At 69.3% G+C, this 19,336-nt stretch carries 14 protein-coding genes; 7 read left to right on the forward strand and 7 right to left on the reverse strand.

The window, feature by feature from the left end; all coding sequences use genetic code 11:
* Positions 1–98 precede the first annotated feature (98 nt).
* Positions 99–3,455, forward strand: a complete 3,357-nt coding sequence (locus CHC02_RS29940; RefSeq protein WP_139210227.1) for a patatin-like phospholipase family protein — start codon at positions 99–101, stop codon at positions 3,453–3,455.
* Positions 3,456–3,906: 451 nt separating this feature from the next.
* On the opposite strand, the gene CHC02_RS11730 is transcribed toward CHC02_RS29940, so the two are convergent.
* The gene (locus CHC02_RS11730) at positions 3,907–4,149 is read right to left on the reverse strand and encodes a VF530 family protein (RefSeq protein WP_089391647.1); all 243 of its coding nucleotides are present in this window, start codon (positions 4,147–4,149) and stop codon (positions 3,907–3,909) included.
* Between the two features lie 231 nt (positions 4,150–4,380).
* Here CHC02_RS11730 and CHC02_RS11735 point away from each other — a divergent pair, with 231 nt between their 5' ends.
* Positions 4,381–5,571, forward strand: a complete 1,191-nt coding sequence (locus CHC02_RS11735) for a sugar transporter (protein ID WP_089391648.1) — start codon at positions 4,381–4,383, stop codon at positions 5,569–5,571.
* 51 nt (positions 5,572–5,622) lie between these two features.
* Here CHC02_RS11735 and putP read toward each other — a convergent pair whose 3' ends face one another.
* Complete coding sequence (gene putP, locus CHC02_RS11740; RefSeq protein WP_089391649.1) at positions 5,623–7,140, reverse strand: sodium/proline symporter PutP; 1,518 nt, start codon at positions 7,138–7,140, stop codon at positions 5,623–5,625.
* Positions 7,141–7,775: 635 nt separating this feature from the next.
* Here putP and CHC02_RS11745 point away from each other — a divergent pair.
* Positions 7,776–9,821: a TonB-dependent receptor gene (locus CHC02_RS11745; RefSeq protein ID WP_089391650.1), complete on the forward strand. Its 2,046-nt coding sequence runs from the start codon at positions 7,776–7,778 to the stop codon at positions 9,819–9,821.
* A gap of 807 nt (positions 9,822–10,628) precedes the next feature.
* Here the strand turns inward: CHC02_RS11745 and CHC02_RS11750 are convergent.
* The 4 genes from CHC02_RS11750 to CHC02_RS11765 form a co-directional block, all read right to left on the reverse strand.
* Positions 10,629–11,405: an ABC transporter permease gene (locus CHC02_RS11750; RefSeq protein ID WP_089391651.1), complete on the reverse strand. Its 777-nt coding sequence runs from the start codon at positions 11,403–11,405 to the stop codon at positions 10,629–10,631.
* On the reverse strand, positions 11,402–12,334 hold the full coding sequence (locus CHC02_RS11755; protein WP_089391652.1) for an ABC transporter ATP-binding protein: 933 nt from the start codon (positions 12,332–12,334) through the stop codon (positions 11,402–11,404). Before CHC02_RS11755 ends, CHC02_RS11750 begins: the two co-directional genes overlap by 4 nt.
* A 92-nt stretch (positions 12,335–12,426) precedes the next feature.
* A complete protein-coding gene (locus CHC02_RS11760) occupies positions 12,427–13,047 on the reverse strand; it encodes a glutathione S-transferase family protein (RefSeq protein ID WP_089391653.1) in 621 nt (206 codons plus the stop codon).
* A 115-nt stretch (positions 13,048–13,162) separates the two neighbouring features.
* Positions 13,163–13,834 carry a transglutaminase-like domain-containing protein gene (locus CHC02_RS11765; protein ID WP_089391654.1) on the reverse strand — a complete coding sequence of 224 codons (672 nt, stop codon included), beginning with the start codon at positions 13,832–13,834 and terminating at the stop codon, positions 13,163–13,165.
* Between the two features lie 146 nt (positions 13,835–13,980).
* On the opposite strand from CHC02_RS11765, the gene CHC02_RS11770 reads away from it, so the two are divergent.
* The 3 genes from CHC02_RS11770 to CHC02_RS11780 all read left to right on the forward strand — a co-directional run bounded on the left by CHC02_RS11770 (position 13,981) and on the right by CHC02_RS11780 (position 17,468).
* Complete coding sequence (locus CHC02_RS11770; protein WP_089391655.1) at positions 13,981–16,419, forward strand: acyl-CoA dehydrogenase; 2,439 nt, start codon at positions 13,981–13,983, stop codon at positions 16,417–16,419.
* A gap of 144 nt (positions 16,420–16,563) precedes the next feature.
* Positions 16,564–16,980 (forward strand): PA2816 family glutamine-rich protein, encoded by a 417-nt coding sequence (locus CHC02_RS11775; protein WP_089391656.1) that lies wholly within the window; start codon positions 16,564–16,566, stop codon positions 16,978–16,980.
* Positions 16,981–17,057: 77 nt separating this feature from the next.
* Positions 17,058–17,468: a PA2817 family protein gene (locus tag CHC02_RS11780; protein WP_089391657.1), complete on the forward strand. Its 411-nt coding sequence runs from the start codon at positions 17,058–17,060 to the stop codon at positions 17,466–17,468.
* A gap of 186 nt (positions 17,469–17,654) precedes the next feature.
* Here CHC02_RS11780 and CHC02_RS11785 read toward each other — a convergent pair whose 3' ends face one another.
* A complete protein-coding gene (locus CHC02_RS11785) occupies positions 17,655–18,149 on the reverse strand; it encodes an Lrp/AsnC family transcriptional regulator (protein WP_089391658.1) in 495 nt (164 codons plus the stop codon).
* Between the two features lie 137 nt (positions 18,150–18,286).
* Here CHC02_RS11785 and CHC02_RS11790 point away from each other — a divergent pair, with 137 nt between their 5' ends.
* The gene (locus CHC02_RS11790) at positions 18,287–19,333 is read left to right on the forward strand and encodes an ornithine cyclodeaminase (protein ID WP_089391659.1); all 1,047 of its coding nucleotides are present in this window, start codon (positions 18,287–18,289) and stop codon (positions 19,331–19,333) included.
* Positions 19,334–19,336 lie beyond the last annotated feature (3 nt).

Consider the following 19,336-nt stretch of genomic DNA (forward strand, 5'->3'; position numbering starts at 1 on the left):
GGCGCCAAGGGTTCGGCGCCGGGAGGTCCGGCCGGCCGTCAGCATGACCTGGCGCGGCGCCCCTTGCCGCGCGGGTCCGGGAGCCGGAGGGCACCGCCATGCCGCGCCGCCATGCGAACCTCAGGGACCAGGAACAGGCGCTGCTGCGCCAGCGCCGCGCCCAGGCCGGCATCGACGTGCCGGCGGACTTCAGCTGGGGCCTGGCCCTCTCCGGCGGCGGCGTGCGCAGCGCCACCTTCAACTTCGGCCTGCTGCGGGCGCTGGCCAAGAACCACGTGCTCAAGCGCTTCGACTACCTGTCCACGGTGTCCGGCGGCGGCTACGTCGGCGCCATGCTCGGCCGCCTGTACGGCCCCGCCCAGGGCGCCCGCGAGGTGGAGAACGGCCTGGCGGCGGACGACTCGCTGCTGCTCTGGTGGCTGCGCAACAACGGCCGCTACCTGGCCCCGGCCGGCGGCCGCGACCTGCTGATGGCCGGCGCCTCGATGCTGCGCGGCTTCATGGCCACCCAGCTGGAGATCGGCATCCTGCTGCTGTGCATCGGCATGTTCACCGTGCTGCCCCACGTGCTGCTGGGGCTGGTGGGCACGCCGCCGGTGTTCCTCGGCAACCTCTGGTCGCTGTGGTTCCTCCTCGTGCCGCTGTTGCTGCTGGCCGCCGGCGCGCTGTGCTGGGCCTACTGGTTCAGCCGCGACCGCCAGGACCACGCCCTGCGCGACCTGCTCTCGGTGCTGCTGGCCCTGCTCGCCGCGCTGGCCCTGGCGGTGCAGGGCCTGTGGCCGCAGCTGCAGAGCGACATCGAGCTGGGCCCGCGGCTACTGGCCTACGCCACCCTGGTCGGCGCCCTGCTGATCGCCCCGCTGGGCTGGCTGCTGCGCCTGCCGCTGCGCGCCTGCCCGCCGGACCAGCAGCGCCTGCGCCTGACCCACTGGCTGGGCTGGGTGCTGCTGGGCGGCGCCGGGGTCCTGCTGCTGGGCGCCTGCGAGGCTGCCACCTGGCACTTGGTCGTGCGCCTGCGCGAGAGCGGCAACTTCACCCTCATTTCCTCCAGCGTGCTGGGCTCCACGGGCCTGGCCGTGGTGCTGCTGCGCGCCCTGCTGCCGACGCTGCTGGAGCGCCTGCGCCAGCAGGGCCTGCCCACGGCCTATGGCAGCCAGCTGGCCAACCTGCTGGGCCTGGCCCTGCTGGCGTTCCTGCTGCTGGCCTGGCTGACGCTGCTGCAGGCCTTCCTCTACCTGGGCGGCAACCTGCTCAGCCCCGGCGCCGCCATGCAGCCCTGGCTGCCGCTGCTGTACTGGGCCCTGGTGCTGGCCGCGCTGGGCTTCTACATCGGCATCAGCGGCGCCAACCTCACCCAGTTGAACCTCGCCTCGCTGCACTACTTCTACCGCTCGCGCCTGGCCCGCACCTACGTCGCGGTGGCCAACCACGGCGGCCCCGAGGCGCGCTTCCCGGCCTCGCTGCTGGTGCCGGCCGAGCGCCGGCTGATCGAGGGCATCGAGTCGCTGCGGGAAATCCTCCCCGGCGACGACGTGGCCCTGGGCGACTACCAGCCGCACGCCTACGGCGGGCCGCTGCACCTGATCAACTGCTGCATCAACCAGACCCTCGACGACCGCACCCACAGCTACAACGCCGACCGCAAGGGCGTGGCGCTGACCGTCAGCGCCCTGGGCGTGGAGACCGGCACCCACGGCCCGCAGGCGCCCGAGGGGCTGGAGCGCGGCAGCCTGGCGCAATGGGCGACCATCTCCGGCGCCGCGCTGAGCACCGGCATGGGCTCGCGCACCAGCGCCGGGCTGGCCGCGCTGGTGTTCATGACCGGCCTGCGCCTGGGCTTCTGGCTGCCCAACCCGACCCGCGCCGCCGAGACCGGCTGGCGCGCGCGCCTGGCCAAGTACCTGGCCACCCGCGCCGAGATGCTCGCCCAGTTCCCCGGCCTGCGCGCGCCCTTCTGGTACCTGTCCGACGGCGGCCACTTCGACAACAGCGGCGTCTACGCCCTGCTCAAGCGCGAGGTCGACCTGATCGTCGCCAGCGACTGCGGCGCCGACCCGCGCTACCTGTTCGAGGACCTGGAGAACCTGGTGCGCAAGGCCAAGATCGACTACGACGCCGACATCGAGTTCATCGACCCACAGAGCCTGGCCCGCGTCTCCGGCGGCGACGCGCGCCCCCTGCTGTTCGGCACCCCGGAGTCCATCTCGCCGGATTGCGGCCGCGAGTACCTGCTGCTGGCGCGCATCACCTACGCCAGCCACAGGCGCGGCACCCTGCTGGTGGTCAAGCCGCACCGCTGCGACTCGCCGCTGCTGGAGCTGCCCTTCGACCTGGTGGGCTACGCCGACCGCAACCCGGCCTTCCCGCAGCAGGGCACCGACGACCAGTTCTTCGACGAGAGCCAGTGGGAGGCCTACCACCAGTTGGGCCTGGCCCTGGGCTCGGTGCTCAGCCGCGACTTCCTCCAGCGCCTGCCCGGCTGGGCCGACCTGGCCAGCATCGTGACCCTCACCGCGGTCGGCCAGCCGGCCCCGGCCAACGCCCCGAACCGCCGCCAGCGCATCGCCCAGAACGTGCGCACCACCCTCGGCGTGGGCCTTTCCGCCAGCCTGGTGGTGGCGCTCTGGCAGGGCCTGGAGCAGTACCGCGGCAGCATCGCCGACAGCGAGTCGAAGTACGCCAGCCAACTGGAGGCCATCGCCGACCTCTACGCCAAGGGCAACAAGGTCAGCGACGCCCTGCGCACGCGCATCGGCCACCTGGAGAACTTCGCCAGCCGCAACGGCCTGTCGGTGGAGTTCGCCAGCGACATGCGCACCCTGTTCGAGCGCGCCAGCACGGCCTGCGCCAACGGCACCGAGTCGGCCGACTGCAACTACCTGCGCCAGCTCACCAGCGACCCGCACCCCAACAGCCCGGTGCAGCAATACTGGTTCGGCTTCACCCCGCTGCCGGAAGACAACCCGGCGCTGGCCAGCGCCCCGCCGCCCCCTCCGCCACCACCACCCGCGGCGCCGGCATCGGCCCCGCCGGTCGCCGCCGAGATGGCGCCACCACCGGCCATGACGGCCGGCGCCGCGCCCACTCCCGCGGCGGAACCGGAGGGCAACCCCTGCGTGCGCGAAGGACGGCGGCCGGTGGTGCTCTACACGCAGATCTACTCGTCCGACGAACAGCGCCCGGCGCGGGACTTCCTCAAGCTGCTGGAAGGCAGCGGCATCAGCACCCCGGGCATCGAGAACGTGGTCAGCGCCGCCACCCGCCGCGGCTCGCCCCCGCCGCTGCCCTGGCCGCGGCCGACCTTCATCTACCACGCCCGCCGCGACGGCGAATGCGCACGCTGGCTGGCGCAGAAGTTCAGCGACAGGGCCGTGGCCCTGCCCCTGGCGGCCAGCCTGCAGGCCTCGCCCGGGGTGATCGAGTTCTGGCTGCCGGCGCAGGCCAAGCCCAATTGAGGTGGCACCGAAATGCTCCTACGAAAAGCCATGCGCACCGGTATGGTAGCGCGCCCTGCGCGCGAAATCGCGGGCAGGGCCCGCTCCTACAGGTTGCCGGGAGACACGGTATTCCTCCCCCGTAGGAGCGGACCTTGTCCGCGATAGCCGGCCATCCCGGCGCGATTCGCGGATGAGATCCGCTCCTACGCTGCCCCACCACGCCATTCCCATGTAGGAGCGCGCCCTGCGCGCGATTTCGCGGGCAGGGCCCGCTCCTACAGGTTGCCGGGAGACACGGTATTCCTCCCCCGTAGGAGCGGATTTTGTCCGCGATAGCCGGAGGTTCAGGCGCGATTCGCGGATGAGATCCGCTCCTACGCCGCGCCACCCACGCCATTCCCCTGTAGGAGCGCGCCCTGCGCGCGATTTCGCGGGCAGGGCCCGCTCCTACAGGTTGCCGGGGTATTGGTCACACCGGACCATCCGCTCGACCCTTCCCACGCACCATCTGCACGTAGAGCTTCTCCACCTGCTCCCGCGCCCAGGGCGTGCGGCGCAGGAAGGTCAGGCTGGACTTGATGCTGGGCTCGCTCTTGAAGCAGCGGATGTCGATGCGCCTGGCCAGGCCTTCCCAGCCGTACTGCTCCAGCAGGCGTTCGAGGATGGCCTGCAGGGTCATGCCGTGCAGCGGGTCCTTGGGTGTTTCGCTCATGGTCGGGCTTCGTCGATGCGGAAAATGCGCGCACCTTAGCAGCAAGCCGCCAGGCGCGCAGCCCGGGCACAGACAGGCGCCCGGCATGCGGCGTAGAATGGCCGCCGCGACCGCCGCATCCCCCATACCTACAACGACGCCTCTTCGCCCGCACGCACCGGCCCCTCGACGCCGGGACATCGCGCGTGGCCGGGGGACTCGGCCTGAGCCCCACCCCCACTCAGGATTCCCATGCACAACCCGCAAGACACCCGCGCCGGCAGTTGGCTGAACGTCATCGCCCTGGCCATCGCCGCCTTCATCTTCAACACCACCGAGTTCGTCCCGGTGGGCCTGCTCAGCGACATCGGCCGCAGCTTCGACATGCGCCCCGAGCAGGCCGGGCTGATGCTCACCCTGTACGCCTGGGTGGTGTCGCTCACCTCGCTGCCGCTGATGCTGGCCACGCGCAACATGGAACGGCGGCGCCTGCTGGTGGCGATCTTCTGCCTGTTCATCGGCAGCCATCTGCTCTCCGGCGTCGCCTGGAGCTTCACCACGCTGATGCTCAGCCGCTTCGGCATCGCCTTCGCCCACGCGGTGTTCTGGTCGATCACCGCGTCCCTGGCGGTGCGCGTGGCGCCGCCCGGCCAGCAGGCGAAAGCCCTGGGCCTGCTGGCCACCGGCACCATCCTGGCGATGGTCCTGGGCATCCCCCTGGGCCGCGTGCTGGGCGAGGCCATGGGCTGGCGCGCGACCTTCCTGGCCATCGCCGGCGTGTCGCTGCTGGTGGTGCTCTGGCTGGCCCGCGCGCTGCCGCTGCTGCCCAGCCAGAACTCCGGCTCGCTGCGCAGCCTGCCGGTGCTGCTGCGGCGCCCGGCGCTGGTGTCGCTGTACGTGCTCACCGTGCTGGTGATCACCGCGCAGTTCACCGCCTACAGCTACATCGAACCCTTCGCCCGCGAGGTGGCCGCGCTGGACAGCCAGCGCACCACCCTGCTGCTCCTGCTGTTCGGCGGCGCCGGGCTGTTCGGCTCGATCCTCTTCAGCCGCTACAGCGAGCGCTTCCCGCGGGCCTTCCCGTGCGTCGCCATCGCGGTGCTGGGCAGTTGCCTGCTGCTGCTCCTGCCGCTGGCCCGCGAGCCCCTGGCGCTGCTCGGCCTGAGCCTGTTCTGGGGCGCCGCCATCCTCTGCTTCGGCCTGGCCCTGCAGGCCAAGGTGCTGATGCTGGCCCACGACGCCACCGACGTGGCCATGGCCATGTTCTCCGGGTTGTACAACGTCGGCATCGGCGGCGGCGCGCTGCTGGGCAGCCGGGTGGTCGGCGGCATCGGCCTGGCGCAGATCGGCAACGTCGGCGGCGCCTTGGCCATGGCGGGCCTGGCGCTGTGCCTGTTCGCCTGCTGGCGCTATGCCCAGGCGCTGCGCGGCGGGCACCCATGAAAAAGGCCGCGGCCCCTTGCGGGACCGCGGCCTTGGGTACAGCTCAGCGGATCAGCGGCCGGCGGCGGGGGCAGAGGCCGGCAGGTGGGCCTCGCCGTACTCCGCCTCGGCTTCGTCGAAGCGCTGCTGCATGGCCTTGGACGGGGCCGGGCCGAGCAGGCTGAAGACCACGATGGCGACGCTGGCGAACAGGAAGCCGGGGATGATCTCGTACAGGCCGAGCCAGCCGAACTGCTTCCAGACGATCACGGTCACCGCGCCGACCAGCATGCCGGCCAGGGCGCCGTTGCGGTTCATGCGCTTCCACAGCACCGAGAACAGCACCAGCGGGCCGAAGGCGGCGCCGAAGCCGGCCCAGGCGTAGGACACCAGGCCCAGCACGCGGTTTTCCGGGTTGGCCGCCAGGGCGATGGCGATCAGCGCCACCAGCAGCACCATGGCGCGGCCGACCCAGACCAGCTCGAGCTGGCTGGCGTTCTTGCGCAGGAAGGCCTTGTAGAAGTCCTCGGTCAGCGCCGAGGAGCACACCAGCAGCTGGCAGCTCAGGGTGCTCATCACCGCGGCGAGGATGGCCGACAGCAGCACGCCGGCGATCCACGGGTTGAAGAGGAGCTTCGCCAGCTCGATGAACACCCGCTCATGGTTCTCGGTGACCGCGCCGGCCTGTTCCGGGTTGGCCTGGAAGTAGGCGATGCCGAAGAAGCCCACGGCCACGGCGCCGCCCAGGCAGAGGATCATCCAGGTCATGGAGATACGGCGCGCGGCCGGGATCGACTTCACCGAGTCGGCGGCCATGAAGCGCGCCAGGATGTGCGGCTGGCCGAAGTAGCCCAGGCCCCAGGCCATCAGCGAGATCACGCCGATGAAGGAAGCGCCCTTGAGCATGTCGAAGTTGGCCGCGTCCTTCAGCTCGATGGCGGCGAAGGTCGGCTCCACGCCGCCGGTGGCGAAGAGCACGATGATCGGGGTGAGGATCAGCGCAAAGATCATCAGCGAGGCCTGCACGGTGTCGGTCCAGCTCACCGCCAGGAAGCCGCCGACGAAGGTGTAGGCGATGGTCGCGGCGGCGCCGGCCCACAGGGCGGTCTCGTAGGACATGCCGAAGGTGCTTTCGAACAGGCGGGCGCCGGCGACGATGCCCGAGGCGCAGTAGATGGTGAAGAACACCAGGATGACCACCGCCGAGAGCACGCGCAGGATGCGGCTGTTGTCCTCGAAGCGGTTGGTGAAGTAGTCGGGGAGCGTCAGGGCGTTGCCGTTGTGCTCGGTGTGCACGCGCAGGCGGCCGGCGACGAACAGCCAGTTCAGGTAGGCGCCGACGATCAGGCCGATGGCGATCCAGCTTTCGGAGATGCCGGAGAGGTAGATCGCCCCCGGCAGGCCCATCAGCAACCAGCCGCTCATGTCCGAGGCGCCGGCCGAAAGGGCCGTGACGAAGCTGCCGAGGCTGCGGCCGCCGAGGATGTAGTCGGAGAAGTTGTTGGTGGAACGGTAGGCGGCGAGTCCGATCAGGACCATGGCCGCGATGTAGATCACGAACGTGACCAGTGTTGGCGTGTTGACGCTCATGGGGGCTCCCCTAACGCTTGTTTTTATCCAGGCCCGGTGGGTAACCCGGGCCCTTGCTCGTCGGGGCTGGCGCTGTTGGCGCCGGTCCCCCTGCCGTGCCGTTCGGCACGACGGGGTGGCAGCGGTCTTGCGCAAGCGCCGCTGCCACCCCTGTCGCCATCCGTCGCGGTTGCACCACGCGGGCGGCTGATTCTTCGGCGCCCCCTCACCAGTCCCGGGGCGGCCTTCGCCACATTGCCCGGCGCACGTCCGGGGACGCGCGCGGGCGGCGGATTCTAGCGCAAGGAAAAGCCCTTGTTGCACCGAATCGCCGAACGGTTGCACTTAGGTGCAACCCGCACAAGCGAATGGCGGAATCTAGTGGCACCCTGCCCCGGCATTCTTGCGAAAAGCTCTGGACTTCTTGCGAAAAACTCCACGGCACGCTGCCGATGAACCTGGCTTGAGCCTTGCCGCTAGCACTTTCGGGTCTGAAAGAACTTGATTTTCAAACCCCAGAGAATGTTATGTTATAACAAACTATCTTAAAGCCGCCCCACCGAGCGGCCCGCCAAGCCCCGACCTTGAGCCTTCGCACAGCCCGAACCGGCACGGGAGGGGCGCGTTCTGCCCGCAAAAAACCAAGGAGCCCACCGATGTCCCCGTCCCGCCCCCTGCCCCGCTGGCCACTGGCGCCACTGACCCTCGCCCTGTTCGCCGTTCCCGCCCTGGCCGACACCCGCCCCGCCGCCCTGCCGGACCACGTGATCACCGCCAACCCGCTGGGCGAGGTGCAACCCGCCGCCCCCAGCAGCGTGCTGCAGGGCGATGCGCTGACGCTGCGCCAGAAAGGCAGCCTGGGCGAGACGCTCGATGGCCTGCCGGGGGTGTCCTCTACCTGGTTCGGGCCCGGCGCCAGCCGGCCGATCATCCGCGGCATGGACGGCGACCGCATCCGCGTGCTGCGCAACGGCGTGGGCGCGCTGGACGCCTCGTCGCTGTCCTACGACCACGCCGTGCCGGAGGACCCCAACGTGGTCGAGCGCATCGAGGTGGTCCGCGGCCCGGCCGCCCTGCTCTACGGCGGCAACGCCATCGGCGGGGTGGTCAACAGCTTCGACAACCGCATCCCCAGCGAACCGGTGGACGGCGTGCACGGCCAGGGCGAGCTGCGCTACGGCGGCGCCGACACCACCCGCAGCGCGGCCGGCGCGCTGGAGGCCGGCGACGGCAACTTCGCCCTGCACCTGGACGCCGGCTCCCGCGAGTTCAACGACCTGCGCATTCCCGGCTACGCCCACTCCAGCCGCCAGCGCGCCCTCGACGGCGACGACGCCAGGCACCGCGTCGAGAATAGCGACGGCCGCCAGGACAGCGGCGCCATCGGCGGCAGCTACCACTGGGACCACGGCTACGCCGGCCTGTCCTACAGCGGCTACGACAGCAACTACGGCTCCCCGGCCGAGGACGACGTGCGCCTGAAGATGCAGCAGGACCGCTACGCCTTCGCCTCGGAAATCCGCGACCTCGAAGGCCCGTTCAGCTCGGTGAAGCTGGATGCCGCCTACACCGAGTACCAGCACAAGGAGATCGAGGGCGGCGAGACCGGCACCACCTTCAAGAACGACGGCTACGAGGCGCGCATCGAGGCCCGCCACAAGCCCATCGGCCCGCTGCAGGGGGTGGTCGGCGCGCAGGTGATCAACAGCCGCTTCTCGGCCCTGGGCGAAGAGGCCTTCGTGCCGCACACCGAGACCGACAGCGCGGCGCTGTTCTTCCTGGAGAACTGGCAGGCCACCGAGCGCCTGGCGCTGAGCTTCGGCGGCCGCGTCGAACACAGCCGCATCGACCCGGACGCCAAGGGCAACGAACGCTTCGCCGAGAACGACGGCGGCCGCAGCTTCACCGCCGGCAGCCTGTCCTCCGGCGCGGTGTACCAGCTGACGCCGATCTGGGCCCTGGCCGCCACCCTCAGCTACACCGAACGCGCGCCGACCTTCTACGAGCTGTACGCCAACGGCCCCCACGCCGCCACCGGCACCTTCGAGGTGGGCGACGCCGACGCGGACAAGGAGAAGGCGGTTTCCACCGACCTGGCCCTGCGCTTCGACAACGGCGTGCACAAGGGCAGCGTCGGCGTGTTCTACAGCCGCTTCTCCAACTACATCGGCCTGCTCGCCAGCGGCCGCTACCGCGACGAGGAAGGCGAAGTGGTCGCCGCCGACAGCGACGAGGCCCTGCCGGAATACCTCTACAGCGGCGTGCGCGCAGAGTTCTACGGCGTCGAGGCGCAGGACCGCATCCACCTGCTGGAAAGCCCCTACGGCAACTTCGACCTGGAACTGTCCGGCGACTACACCCGGGCGAAGAACCGCGACACCGGCCAGCCGTTGCCGCGCATCGCCCCGCTGCGCCTGAACAGCGCGCTGATCTGGGAACTGCAGCAATGGCAGGCGCGCCTGGACGTGGAACACGCCGCCTCGCAGCACCGGGTGCCGGACGAGGAATTCGCCACCGACGGCTACACCACCCTGGGCGCCAGCGTCGGCTACAAATTCGACGTGGGCGGCAGCCAGTGGCTGGCCTTCGTCAAGGGCGAGAACCTGACCAACCAGACGGTGCGCTACGCCAGCTCCATCCTGCGCGACAGCGTGCCGGCGCCGGGGCGCGGCATCGAGGCGGGGGTGAAGGTGGCGTTCTGAAGAACGTAGGGCGAATAACGCCCCGCGTTATCCGCCGTTTGGCCTTGGCCTCATCCCGCTCGCTGCCGAGCACGGAGCCGCCGTCAAAGCCGTGCCAGGCTCAACCACGCAATGGCCGGCAAGGAAGGTGTAGCGGCGGATAACCGCGAACGGTTATTCGCCCTACGTCCATGGCGGGCCTGGCGTAGGGCGCATAACGCCTACGGCGTTATCCGCCGTTTGACCTTGGCCTCACCCTGCTCGCTGCCGAGCACGGAGCCGCCGTCAAAGCCGTGCCAGGCTCAACCACGCAATGGCCGGCAAGGAAGGTGTAGCGGCGGATAACCGCGAACGGTTATTCGCCCTACGTCCATGGTCGGCCTGGCGTAGGGCGCATAACGCCTACGGCGTTATCCGCCGTTTGACCTTGGCCTCACCCTGCTCGCTGCCGAGCACGGAGCCGCCGTCAAAGCCGCGCCAGGCTCAACCACGCAATGGCCGGCAAGGAAGGTGTAGCGGCGGATAACCGCGAACGGTTATTCGCCCTACGTCCATGGTCGGCCTGGCGTAGGGCGCATAACGCCTACGGCGTTATCCGCCGTTTGACCTTGGCCTCACCCTGCTCGCTGCCGAGCACGGAGCCGCCGTCAAAGCCGCGCCAGGCTCAACCACGCAATGGCCGGCAAGGAAGGTGTAGCGGCGGATAACCGCGAACGGTTATTCGCCCTACGTCCATGGTCGGCCTGGCGTAGGGCGCATAACGCCTACGGCGTTATCCGCCGTTTGACCTTGGCCTCACCCTGCTCGCTGCCGAGCACGGAGCCGCCGCTACTGCCGCATCCCCCGCCCGCTCACCAGCAGGCGCACGCAGAAGAAGTAGAGGATCACCGTCGCCACCAGCATGAACACCAGCGCCATGCCGATCGGGATGTCCGACACCCCGAGGATGCCGAAGCGGAAGGCGTTGACCATGTGCAGGATGGGGTTGGCCAGCGACACCGTCTGCCAGAACTCCGGCAGCATGTGGATGGAGTAGAACACCCCGCCCAGGTAGGTCAGCGGCGTCAGCACGAAGGTCGGGATGATCGAGATGTCGTCGAAGTTGCGGGCGAACACCGCGTTGACGAAGCCGCCCATGGAGAAGATGGTGGCCGTCAGCACCACCACCAGCACGGTGATGCCCAGGTGGTGCACCTGCAGCTTGGTGAAGAACAGCGACAGCGCCGTGACGATGATGCCCACCGCCAGCCCGCGCAGCACACCGCCCACGGTGTAGCCGAGGAGGATGGTGTGCGGCGACACCGGCGACACCAGCAATTCCTCGATGGAGCGCTGGAACTTGCTGCCGAAGAAGCTCGACACCACGTTGCCGTAGGCGTTGGTGATCACCGACATCATGATCAGCCCCGGCACTATGTACTGCATGTAGCTGAAGCCGCCCATGCCGCCGATCTGCCGGCCGATCAGGTTGCCGAAGATGACGAAGTACAGAACCATGGTGATCGCCGGGGGCAGCAGGGTCTGCGGCCAGATGCGGGTGAAACGGCGGACTTCGCGGTAGACGATGGTGTTCAGGGCCACCCAGTTGGCGCGCAACTCGCTCATACCGCCACCTTCGACAGGTTTTTCTCGACCAGCGACACGAACAGCTCCTCCAGACGATTGGTCTTGTTGCGCAGGCTCAGCACCTCGATGCCCTGCGCGTTGAGCGCGGCGAACAGGCCGTTGATGCCGGCCGCCTTGTCCACCTGCACCTCCAGGGTGTGGTCGTCCAGCAGCCGCGCCGGGTAGCCGGGCAGTTGCGGGAGCTGGGCCACGGCGCCCTTGAGGTCGAGCACGAAGGTCTCCACGTGCAGCTGGGTCAGCAGCTTGCGCATGCTGGTGTTCTCGACGATGGTGCCGTGGTCGATGATGGCGATGTTGCGGCAGAGCTGCTCGGCCTCCTCCAGGTAGTGGGTGGTGAGGATGATGCTGATGCCCTGCTGGTTCAGTTCGGTGAGGAAGTTCCACATCGAGCGGCGCAGCTCGATGTCCACCCCGGCGGTGGGTTCGTCGAGGATCAGCAGGCGCGGCTCGTGGATCAGCGCGCGGGCGATCATCAGCCGGCGCTTCATGCCGCCGGACAGCTCCCGCGAGGCCGAGTTGCGCTTGTCCCACAGGCCCAGCTGGTTGAGGTACTTCTCGGCGCGCTCCTTGGCGATCTTCGCCGGGATGCCGTAGTAGCCCGCCTGGGTCACGACGATGTCGAAGACCTTCTCGAACTGGTTGAAGTTGAACTCCTGGGGCACCACGCCCAGGCAGCGCTTGACCTTCAGCGGCTCGCGGTCGAGGTCGTGGCCGAACACCGTGACCGTGCCGCTGGTCTTGTTCACCAGGGTCGAGAGGATGCCGATGGTGGTGGACTTGCCGGCGCCGTTGGGGCCGAGCAGGGCGAAGAAATCGCCCTCGGCGACGTCCAGGTCGATCCCCTTGAGGGCCTGGAAACCGTTGCCGTAGGTTTTCGTCAGTTGACGGAGGGTAAGCGCGGAACTCATGGAATTTCCCGTGGCTGGGCGGCGCAGAAAATGGAACAGCTAGATAAGGGCCGGCGCCGGCAAATGCAACCTTCGCCGGCGTCGCGGGCGGCTCAGGTCAGCTCGGTCATCACCGCCGCGCGGTAGGCCGGGCGCTCGCGCAGGCGGGCGTACCAGGCCTCCAGGTGCGGCATCGGCGGGCGCTGGATGGGCATCTCGAACCAGGCGTAGATGAAGCTGCCCAGGGGGATGTCGCCCATGCCGAAGCGCTCGCCGGACAAGTATGGCTGGCGCGCCAGGGCCTGCTCGGGCACCGCCAGGGCCTTCACGCAGGCCTCGATGCCGGCGGCGATGGCGGCCTGGTCACGCTGCTCCGGCGGGGTGCGCAGGGTACCCCAGAACACCGTGCGGAAGGGCCCGGCGAAGGTCGAGGTGGTCCAGTCCATCCACTTCTCGGCGCCGGCGCGCTGCTGCAGATCCTGCGGGTAGAGGCTGCCCGCGGCGTACTTGGCCGCCAGGTAGCGGACGATGGCGTTGGACTCCCAGAGCACGAAGTCGCCATCCTCCAGGGTCGGCACCACGCCGTTGGGGTTGAGCGCGCGGTAGGCCGGCTCGTTCACCACGCCGAAGGCGCCGCCGGCGTCGATGCGCTGGTAGGCCACCCCGGCCTCCTCGGCGCACCACAGCGCCTTGCGCACGTTGGACGAATTCTTGCGGCCCCAGATCTTCAGCATGGCGTTCAGCCTCTTCTTGTTCGGCGGGTGGGCGCGGCCGAGGCAGGTCGGCCGGTGGATGCGAGCACCCTACCGGTCGGCGCGGCAAGAAGAAAGGCATGCGGACTGATGATGACTATCGATTGCCTTCATGCTTCGGCGCTTCGGCCTGCATGTCGCCGGACAACGGCGTGGGGCCGGCGTCGAACAGGTGCGGGTAGCAGGCCCGCAGGTGGCTGAAGAAGAACGCCTCGGGGATGTCGGCGAACTGGCCGTGGTCGCACAGGTACTCCATGTGCCGCCGGCCGCCCTGGTCGAATTCGTGGAAGACGCTGTCCTGGCGCCCGTCGAACTCCAGCGGCAGCACGCCGAAGGCTTCGCACAGCTCGCGGTTGAAGGCCGGCGTGGCCTTCACCCAGCGGCCGTCCAGGTACAGCTCGGTGTAGCCGTGCATGGCGAACGTCTCGCTGCGCAGCAGCTCCACCATGCGCCCGCTGGCCAGGTGGTTCTTCACGTCGGCCAGGCCGATGCGCGCGGGGATGCCGCACAGGCGCGCGCAAGCCGCCAGCAGCGCGGCCTTGGGCACGCAGTAGGACTGCCCGGCCTGCAGCGCGTGGCTGGCCTTGAGCGTCTGCGCGTCGAGGCTGAACACGTAGGGGTTGTAGCGGATGCCGTCGCGCACCGCGTAGTACAGCGCCACCGCCTGCTCGCGCGGCTGCGTCGAGGCGCCGCGGTGCCGGCGGGCGAACTCGACCACCGCGGGGTGGTCACTATCCAGGTAGCGGCCGGGTTCAAGGTAAGCCTGCACGGGGGAATCTCCTTCACGGTTCCGGCCAGTCTAAACAGCCCGTCCGCACGCCGTGGAGGACGATCCGGCCAAGCTCGCCGAGGAAGGCGCCAACACCCGGCTAAGCTCAAGGGGATCGTCCTGTCGTTCGTCATGGAGGAAAGCGCATGTTGTTGCTCTGGTTGATCGTTCTCGTGCTCGGCGTCGCCTGGCTCGCCCACCGCCGCGTGGCGCCGGCCCCGGCGCTGGGCATCGTCGCCGTGTACCTGGTCTTCATGGGCCTGTTCAGCCACGCCCACGGCTGGATGGTCCTGCTCTGGCTGCCCTGGCTGGCGGTGGCCGCCGCCCTGGCCCTGCCCGAACTGCGCCGCAAGCTGTTCAGCGGCCCGCTGTACGCCTGGTTCAAGCAGGTGCTGCCGCCGATGTCCGACACCGAGCGCGAGGCCATCGAGGCCGGCACCGTGTGGTGGGACGGCGACCTGTTCAGCGGCCGCCCGGACTGGAGCAAGCTGCTGGGCGCCCCGGCGCCGCAGCTGAGCGAGGAGGAACAGGCCTTCATCGACGGCCCCACCGAACAGCTCTGCGCCATGGTCGACGACTGGGACATTTCCCGGCGCATGGACCTGCCGCCCGAGGCCTGGGCCTTCATCAAGGAACAGGGCTTCTTCGGCCTGATCATTCCCAGGGAGTATGGCGGCAAGGGCTTCTCCGCCTTCGCCCACTCCCAGGTGGTGATGAAGCTGGCCAGCCGCAGCGGCGACCTGGCCTCCACCGTGATGGTGCCCAACTCCCTGGGCCCCGCCGAGCTGCTGCTGCACTACGGCACCGACGAGCAGCGCCAGCGCTACCTGCCGGGCCTGGCGCGCGGCGAGGAAATCCCCTGCTTCGGCCTGACCAGCCCGCAGGCCGGCTCCGACGCCGGCGGCATGACCGACGTCGGCATCGTCTGCAAGGGCCAGTGGCAGGGCGAGGAAGTGCTCGGCCTGCGCCTGACCTGGGAGAAGCGCTACATCACCCTGGGCCCGGTGGCCACGCTGCTGGGCCTGGCCTTCAAGTGCCATGACCCGGACCACCTGCTGGGCGGCGAGGAAGACCTGGGCATCACCCTGGCCCTGGTGCCCACCGACACCCCCGGGGTGGCGATCGGCCGGCGCCACGTGCCCCTGGGCGCGGCCTTCATGAACGGGCCGAATTCGGGCAAGGACGTGTTCCTGCCGCTGGACTGCATCATCGGCGGCCAGGCCATGATCGGCAAAGGCTGGATGATGCTGATGAACTGCCTGTCGGTGGGCCGCTCCATCTCCCTGCCGGCGGTGGGCACCAGCGCGGCCAAGGGCTGCAGCTACAGCAGCGGGCGCTACGCGCAGATCCGCGAGCAGTTCAACGTGCCCATCGGCGCCTTCGAAGGCATCCAGGAAGCCCTCGGGCGCATCGGCGGCAACGCCTGGATGATGGACTGCGCGCGCATCCTCACCGCCCACGCGGTGGACCTGGGCGAGAAGCCCTCGGTGCTGTCGGCCATCCTCAAGTACCACCTCACCGAGCGCGGCCGCGAGTGCATCAGCCACGCCATGGACATCCACGGCGGCAAGGGCATCATCCTCGGCCCGCGCAACTACCTGGGCCGCGCCTGGCAGACGGCGCCGATCTTCATCACCGTTGAAGGCGCCAACATCCTCTCGCGCAACCTGATGATCTTCGGCCAGGGCGCCATCCGCTGCCATCCCTTCGTGCTCAGGGAAATGGCCCTGGCCCAGCAGGAGGACCAGGGCCACGCCGCCCACGAGTTCGATCGCCTGCTGCTGCGGCACATCGGCTTCGCGGTGAGCAACGCCGCCAGCAGCCTGCTGCTGGGGCTGGGCTTCGGCCGCTTCGACCACGTGCCCGGCGACCGCGTGGCGCGCCCCTACTTCCGCGCGGTGAACCGCCTGGCCGCCAGCTTCGCCATGCTCGCCGACTTCAGCATGATGCTGCTGGGCGGCGAACTGAAGCGCAAGGAACGCCTCTCGGCGCGCCTGGGCGACACCCTCAGTCACCTCTACCTGGCCTCGGCGGCGCTCAAGCGCTACCACGACCTGAACCACGCCGAGCACCTGCAACCGCTGCTGCGCTGGGCCCTGGAGGAAAACCTGGCGAAAGCCGAGGAGGCCCTGGCCGCGCTGCTGGAGAACTTCCCCAACCGCATCGCCGGCTGCCTGCTCAAGCTCCTGGTGTTCCCCCTGGGCCGCCGCCACAAGGGCCCGGGCGACGCGCTGGACGCGGAGATCGCCGGCATCCTCGGCCGCCCGCTGGACGACCCGGCGCTGCAGGCGATCCTCTACGGCGCCTTCCTGCCCACCGCCGAGGGCGACCCGCTGGCCGACCTGGAGCGCGCCCTCACCGCCCTGCGCGAGGCGGCGCCCTTGCAGAAGCAGCTGCACAAGGCGCTCAAGGAAGGCAGGCTGCGGCCCGCGCCCGGCCAGTCGCCGATCGACGCCGCGGTGGCCGCGCGGGTGCTGGACGAAGCCCAGGGCCAGCAGCTGCACGCCGCGGAAGCGGCCCGGCGCCAGGTGATCGACGTCGACGACTTCGCCAAGGAGGAACTCGGCCAGCCGGGCAAGGTCTGACCTCGCAGAACCCTTCCCTACCCCATGAAGGGAGCAGTACGCCAAGGGCGCCGACACGGCGCCCTTGGCGTTTTCGGCCCGCGGGGCTGCCAGGGCCGGCGGATGGGTGCACACTGGCAGGGAATGGCAACCGGGAGAACGCCCATGCGCATCCTGACCATCCTTCTCGTCGGCCTGGCCGTGGCGGCCACGGCCCAGGCCGACTCCTGGCTCTACCCCAGCCGCAACAGCCCGCCGCCGGCGCCGCTGGTCGACCTGGACGCGCAACAGCAGCAGATCGACAACCTGCAGCGCCAGGCCGAGCAGCGCCGCGCGCGGCAGCAGGACCAGCGCCTGCAGTACGAGGACCAGCGCCTGCAGCTCAAGCAGCAACAGCTCAAGGACCAGCAGCAGGCCCTGGACCGCCAGCGCCAGCAACAGCGCCTGCAGGACCAGGCCATCGAGCGCCAGCGCACCGACCTGCAACAGTTCCGCCTGCAGCAGCAACAGCAGCAGCTCGACATGCAGCGGCGGATGATCGACAACCAGCGCCGGCAGACCCAGTCGCGGCCGCTGCGTTGAACGGCGGCGCGCGGCGGGGGCGGTGAAACCCGATATACTCCGCCCCCGTTTCAGCCGTTTCCGCAGAGGACCCCACCATGGCCAGCGCCTACCTTGACCACCACCTCGCCCTGCTGCAGCACCTGCGCATGATCCTCGGCGCCCTGGGCGAAGCCGAGCAGGTCCCGGAGGAGAACCACGGCCTGTTCCTCGAGCGCTTCGACGAACTGCTGGAGGAACTGCCGCGCGACCCGGTGGGCGCCCAGTACCTGGGCCAGGACCTGATTGCCCAGACCTTCCACCGCTACCCGCAGATCGCCCACCTGGTGCCGCGCGACCTGCTGTGGTTCTTCGGCGGCGACTGTCTGCACTTCATGCCCGACGAAGAGATCGATATGTACCAGCAACTGGACGAACGCCGCTTCGCCGCCGAGGAAAACGGCGAGCCCTTCGACTGGAACAAGGAAAAGGCCCTGCTGGCGCTGCCGGAAGACGCGCCCAAGCATTGAGCCGACACCGGAGCACCACGTAGGGCGAATAACGCGAAGCGTTATCCGCCGATCGCGGACAGAGTCCGCTCCTACGCCGCCCCACCCACGCCATTTCCATTGTAGGAGCGCGCCCTGCGCGCGAAATCGCGGGCAGGGCCCGCTCCTACAGTATGACTCCGTCCGCGATCCGGCCATCAGGCCGCCCTACCCCTCCTCCGGCACCCGTATCCGGTGGCAATCCTTGATCTCCCGCAGCGCCAGGGTCGACTGGATCGAGGCGATCCCCGGCTGCTTGCGCAGCACCTTCTCGACGAACTCCGCGTAGGCGTCCAGGTCCTTCTCCAGCACCTGCAGAAGGAAGTCCGCGTCGCCGGTGATCTTGTGGCACGCCAGCACCTCCGGCAGCTCGCGCACGGTCGCCTCGAAGCGGTCCGAGGCGTCGTCGGAATGGGCGGCGAAGCGCACGTGGACGAAGGCCAGGATGTCCAGGCCCAGGCGCCGGCGGTCGAGGTTGGCCTGGTAGTCGCGGATGTAGCCCTCCTCCTCCAGGCGCTTGCGCCGCCGCCAGCAGGGCGTGACGCTCAGCGCCAGGCGCTCGCTCAGCTCGGCGTTGGACAGGCTGGCGTCCTCCTGCAGCAGGCGCAGCATCGCCAGGTCGGTGGCATCCAGGCTGGCCAGGCTGGAATTTCTTTTCTTCATTCCCATCATCCTGAGTCTGTCTTTGCGCAGAAGACTAGCCCATGCAGTCGGAAAGCACAGTTATTCCTGGCCAGCGGCATAGACTGACCCCAGGCGCCCGATGAACGCGCGGCGCTCCCACTCAGGAGGATGGCAGCATGACCCGTTATCTGGATGTGCAGGACGTTGGCCGACTGCTCGGCGAGATCGGCCCGGGCGCGGCGATCCGCGCGATGGCCGGCTACATCGAGGCGGACTACCGACGCTGGGACGAATTCACCAAGTGCGCCCGCGTCGCCAATCATTCCGCCCTCGGCGTGATCGAGCTGATGCCCGCCGACGACGGCAAGCTGTATGCCTTCAAGTACGTCAACGGCCACCCGAAGAACCATCGCGTCGAGCTGCCCACGGTAATGGCCTTCGGCGTGCTGGCCAGGGTGGATACCGGCTACCCGCTGCTGCTCGGCGAACTGACCCTGACCACCGCCGTGCGCACCGCCGCCACCTCGGCGCTGTTCGCCGGCTTCCTCGCCCGGCCCGACGCCCGCAGCATGGCGCTGATCGGCAACGGCGCGCAGAGCGAGTTCCAGGCCATCGCCTTCCATGAACTGCTGGGCATCGAGGAAATCCGCCTGTTCGACATCGACCCGGCGGCCACCGCCAAGCTGCAGCGCAACCTCGCCGGCCTGCCCGGCCTGAAGCTGGTGGTGGCGGGCTCCGTGCGCGACGCGGTGCGCGGCGCCGACATCGTCACCACGGTCACCGCCGACAAGACCAACGCCACCATCCTCACGGCCGACATGCTCGAGCCGGGCATGCACATCAACGCCGTGGGCGGCGACTGCCCGGGCAAGACCGAGCTGCAGGCCGAGGTGCTGGAACGCGCGCGGGTGATAGTCGAGTTCGAACCACAGACGCGCATCGAGGGCGACATCCAGCAGATGCCGGCGGACTTCCCGGTGATCGAGTTCCAGCGCATCCTCGCAGGCACCGCCGAGGGCCGGCAGAACGCCGAGCAGATCACCGTGTTCGACTCGGTGGGCTTCGCCCTGGAAGACTTCTCCGCCCTGCGCTGGCTGCATGACGCGGCGCGCGAACGCGGCATCGGCCGCGACATCGAGCTGGTGCCGCGGCCGCAGGACCCGAAGGACCTCTTCGGCCTCGTCCAGCAGCCCCAGGGCCAGGCGCTGCGCGCCGTGCGCTGAGCC

The organism is Pseudomonas delhiensis (assembly GCF_900187975.1).
Taxonomy (GTDB): domain Bacteria; phylum Pseudomonadota; class Gammaproteobacteria; order Pseudomonadales; family Pseudomonadaceae; genus Pseudomonas; species Pseudomonas delhiensis.

Excerpts from the sequence above, each read along its gene's own strand:
- CHC02_RS29940 (WP_139210227.1), top strand. The coding sequence starts at position 99 with ATGCCGCGCCGCCATGCGAACCTCAGGGACCAGGAACAGGCGCTGCTG.
- CHC02_RS11730 (WP_089391647.1), bottom strand. The coding sequence starts at position 4,149 with ATGAGCGAAACACCCAAGGACCCGCTGCACGGCATGACCCTGCAGGCC.
- CHC02_RS11735 (WP_089391648.1), top strand. The coding sequence starts at position 4,381 with ATGCACAACCCGCAAGACACCCGCGCCGGCAGTTGGCTGAACGTCATC.
- putP (WP_089391649.1), bottom strand. The coding sequence starts at position 7,140 with ATGAGCGTCAACACGCCAACACTGGTCACGTTCGTGATCTACATCGCG.
- CHC02_RS11745 (WP_089391650.1), top strand. The coding sequence starts at position 7,776 with ATGTCCCCGTCCCGCCCCCTGCCCCGCTGGCCACTGGCGCCACTGACC.
- CHC02_RS11750 (WP_089391651.1), bottom strand. The coding sequence starts at position 11,405 with ATGAGCGAGTTGCGCGCCAACTGGGTGGCCCTGAACACCATCGTCTAC.
- CHC02_RS11755 (WP_089391652.1), bottom strand. The coding sequence starts at position 12,334 with ATGAGTTCCGCGCTTACCCTCCGTCAACTGACGAAAACCTACGGCAAC.
- CHC02_RS11760 (WP_089391653.1), bottom strand. The coding sequence starts at position 13,047 with ATGCTGAAGATCTGGGGCCGCAAGAATTCGTCCAACGTGCGCAAGGCG.
- CHC02_RS11770 (WP_089391655.1), top strand. The coding sequence starts at position 13,981 with ATGTTGTTGCTCTGGTTGATCGTTCTCGTGCTCGGCGTCGCCTGGCTC.
- CHC02_RS11775 (WP_089391656.1), top strand. The coding sequence starts at position 16,564 with ATGCGCATCCTGACCATCCTTCTCGTCGGCCTGGCCGTGGCGGCCACG.
- CHC02_RS11780 (WP_089391657.1), top strand. The coding sequence starts at position 17,058 with ATGGCCAGCGCCTACCTTGACCACCACCTCGCCCTGCTGCAGCACCTG.
- CHC02_RS11785 (WP_089391658.1), bottom strand. The coding sequence starts at position 18,149 with ATGAAGAAAAGAAATTCCAGCCTGGCCAGCCTGGATGCCACCGACCTG.
- CHC02_RS11790 (WP_089391659.1), top strand. The coding sequence starts at position 18,287 with ATGACCCGTTATCTGGATGTGCAGGACGTTGGCCGACTGCTCGGCGAG.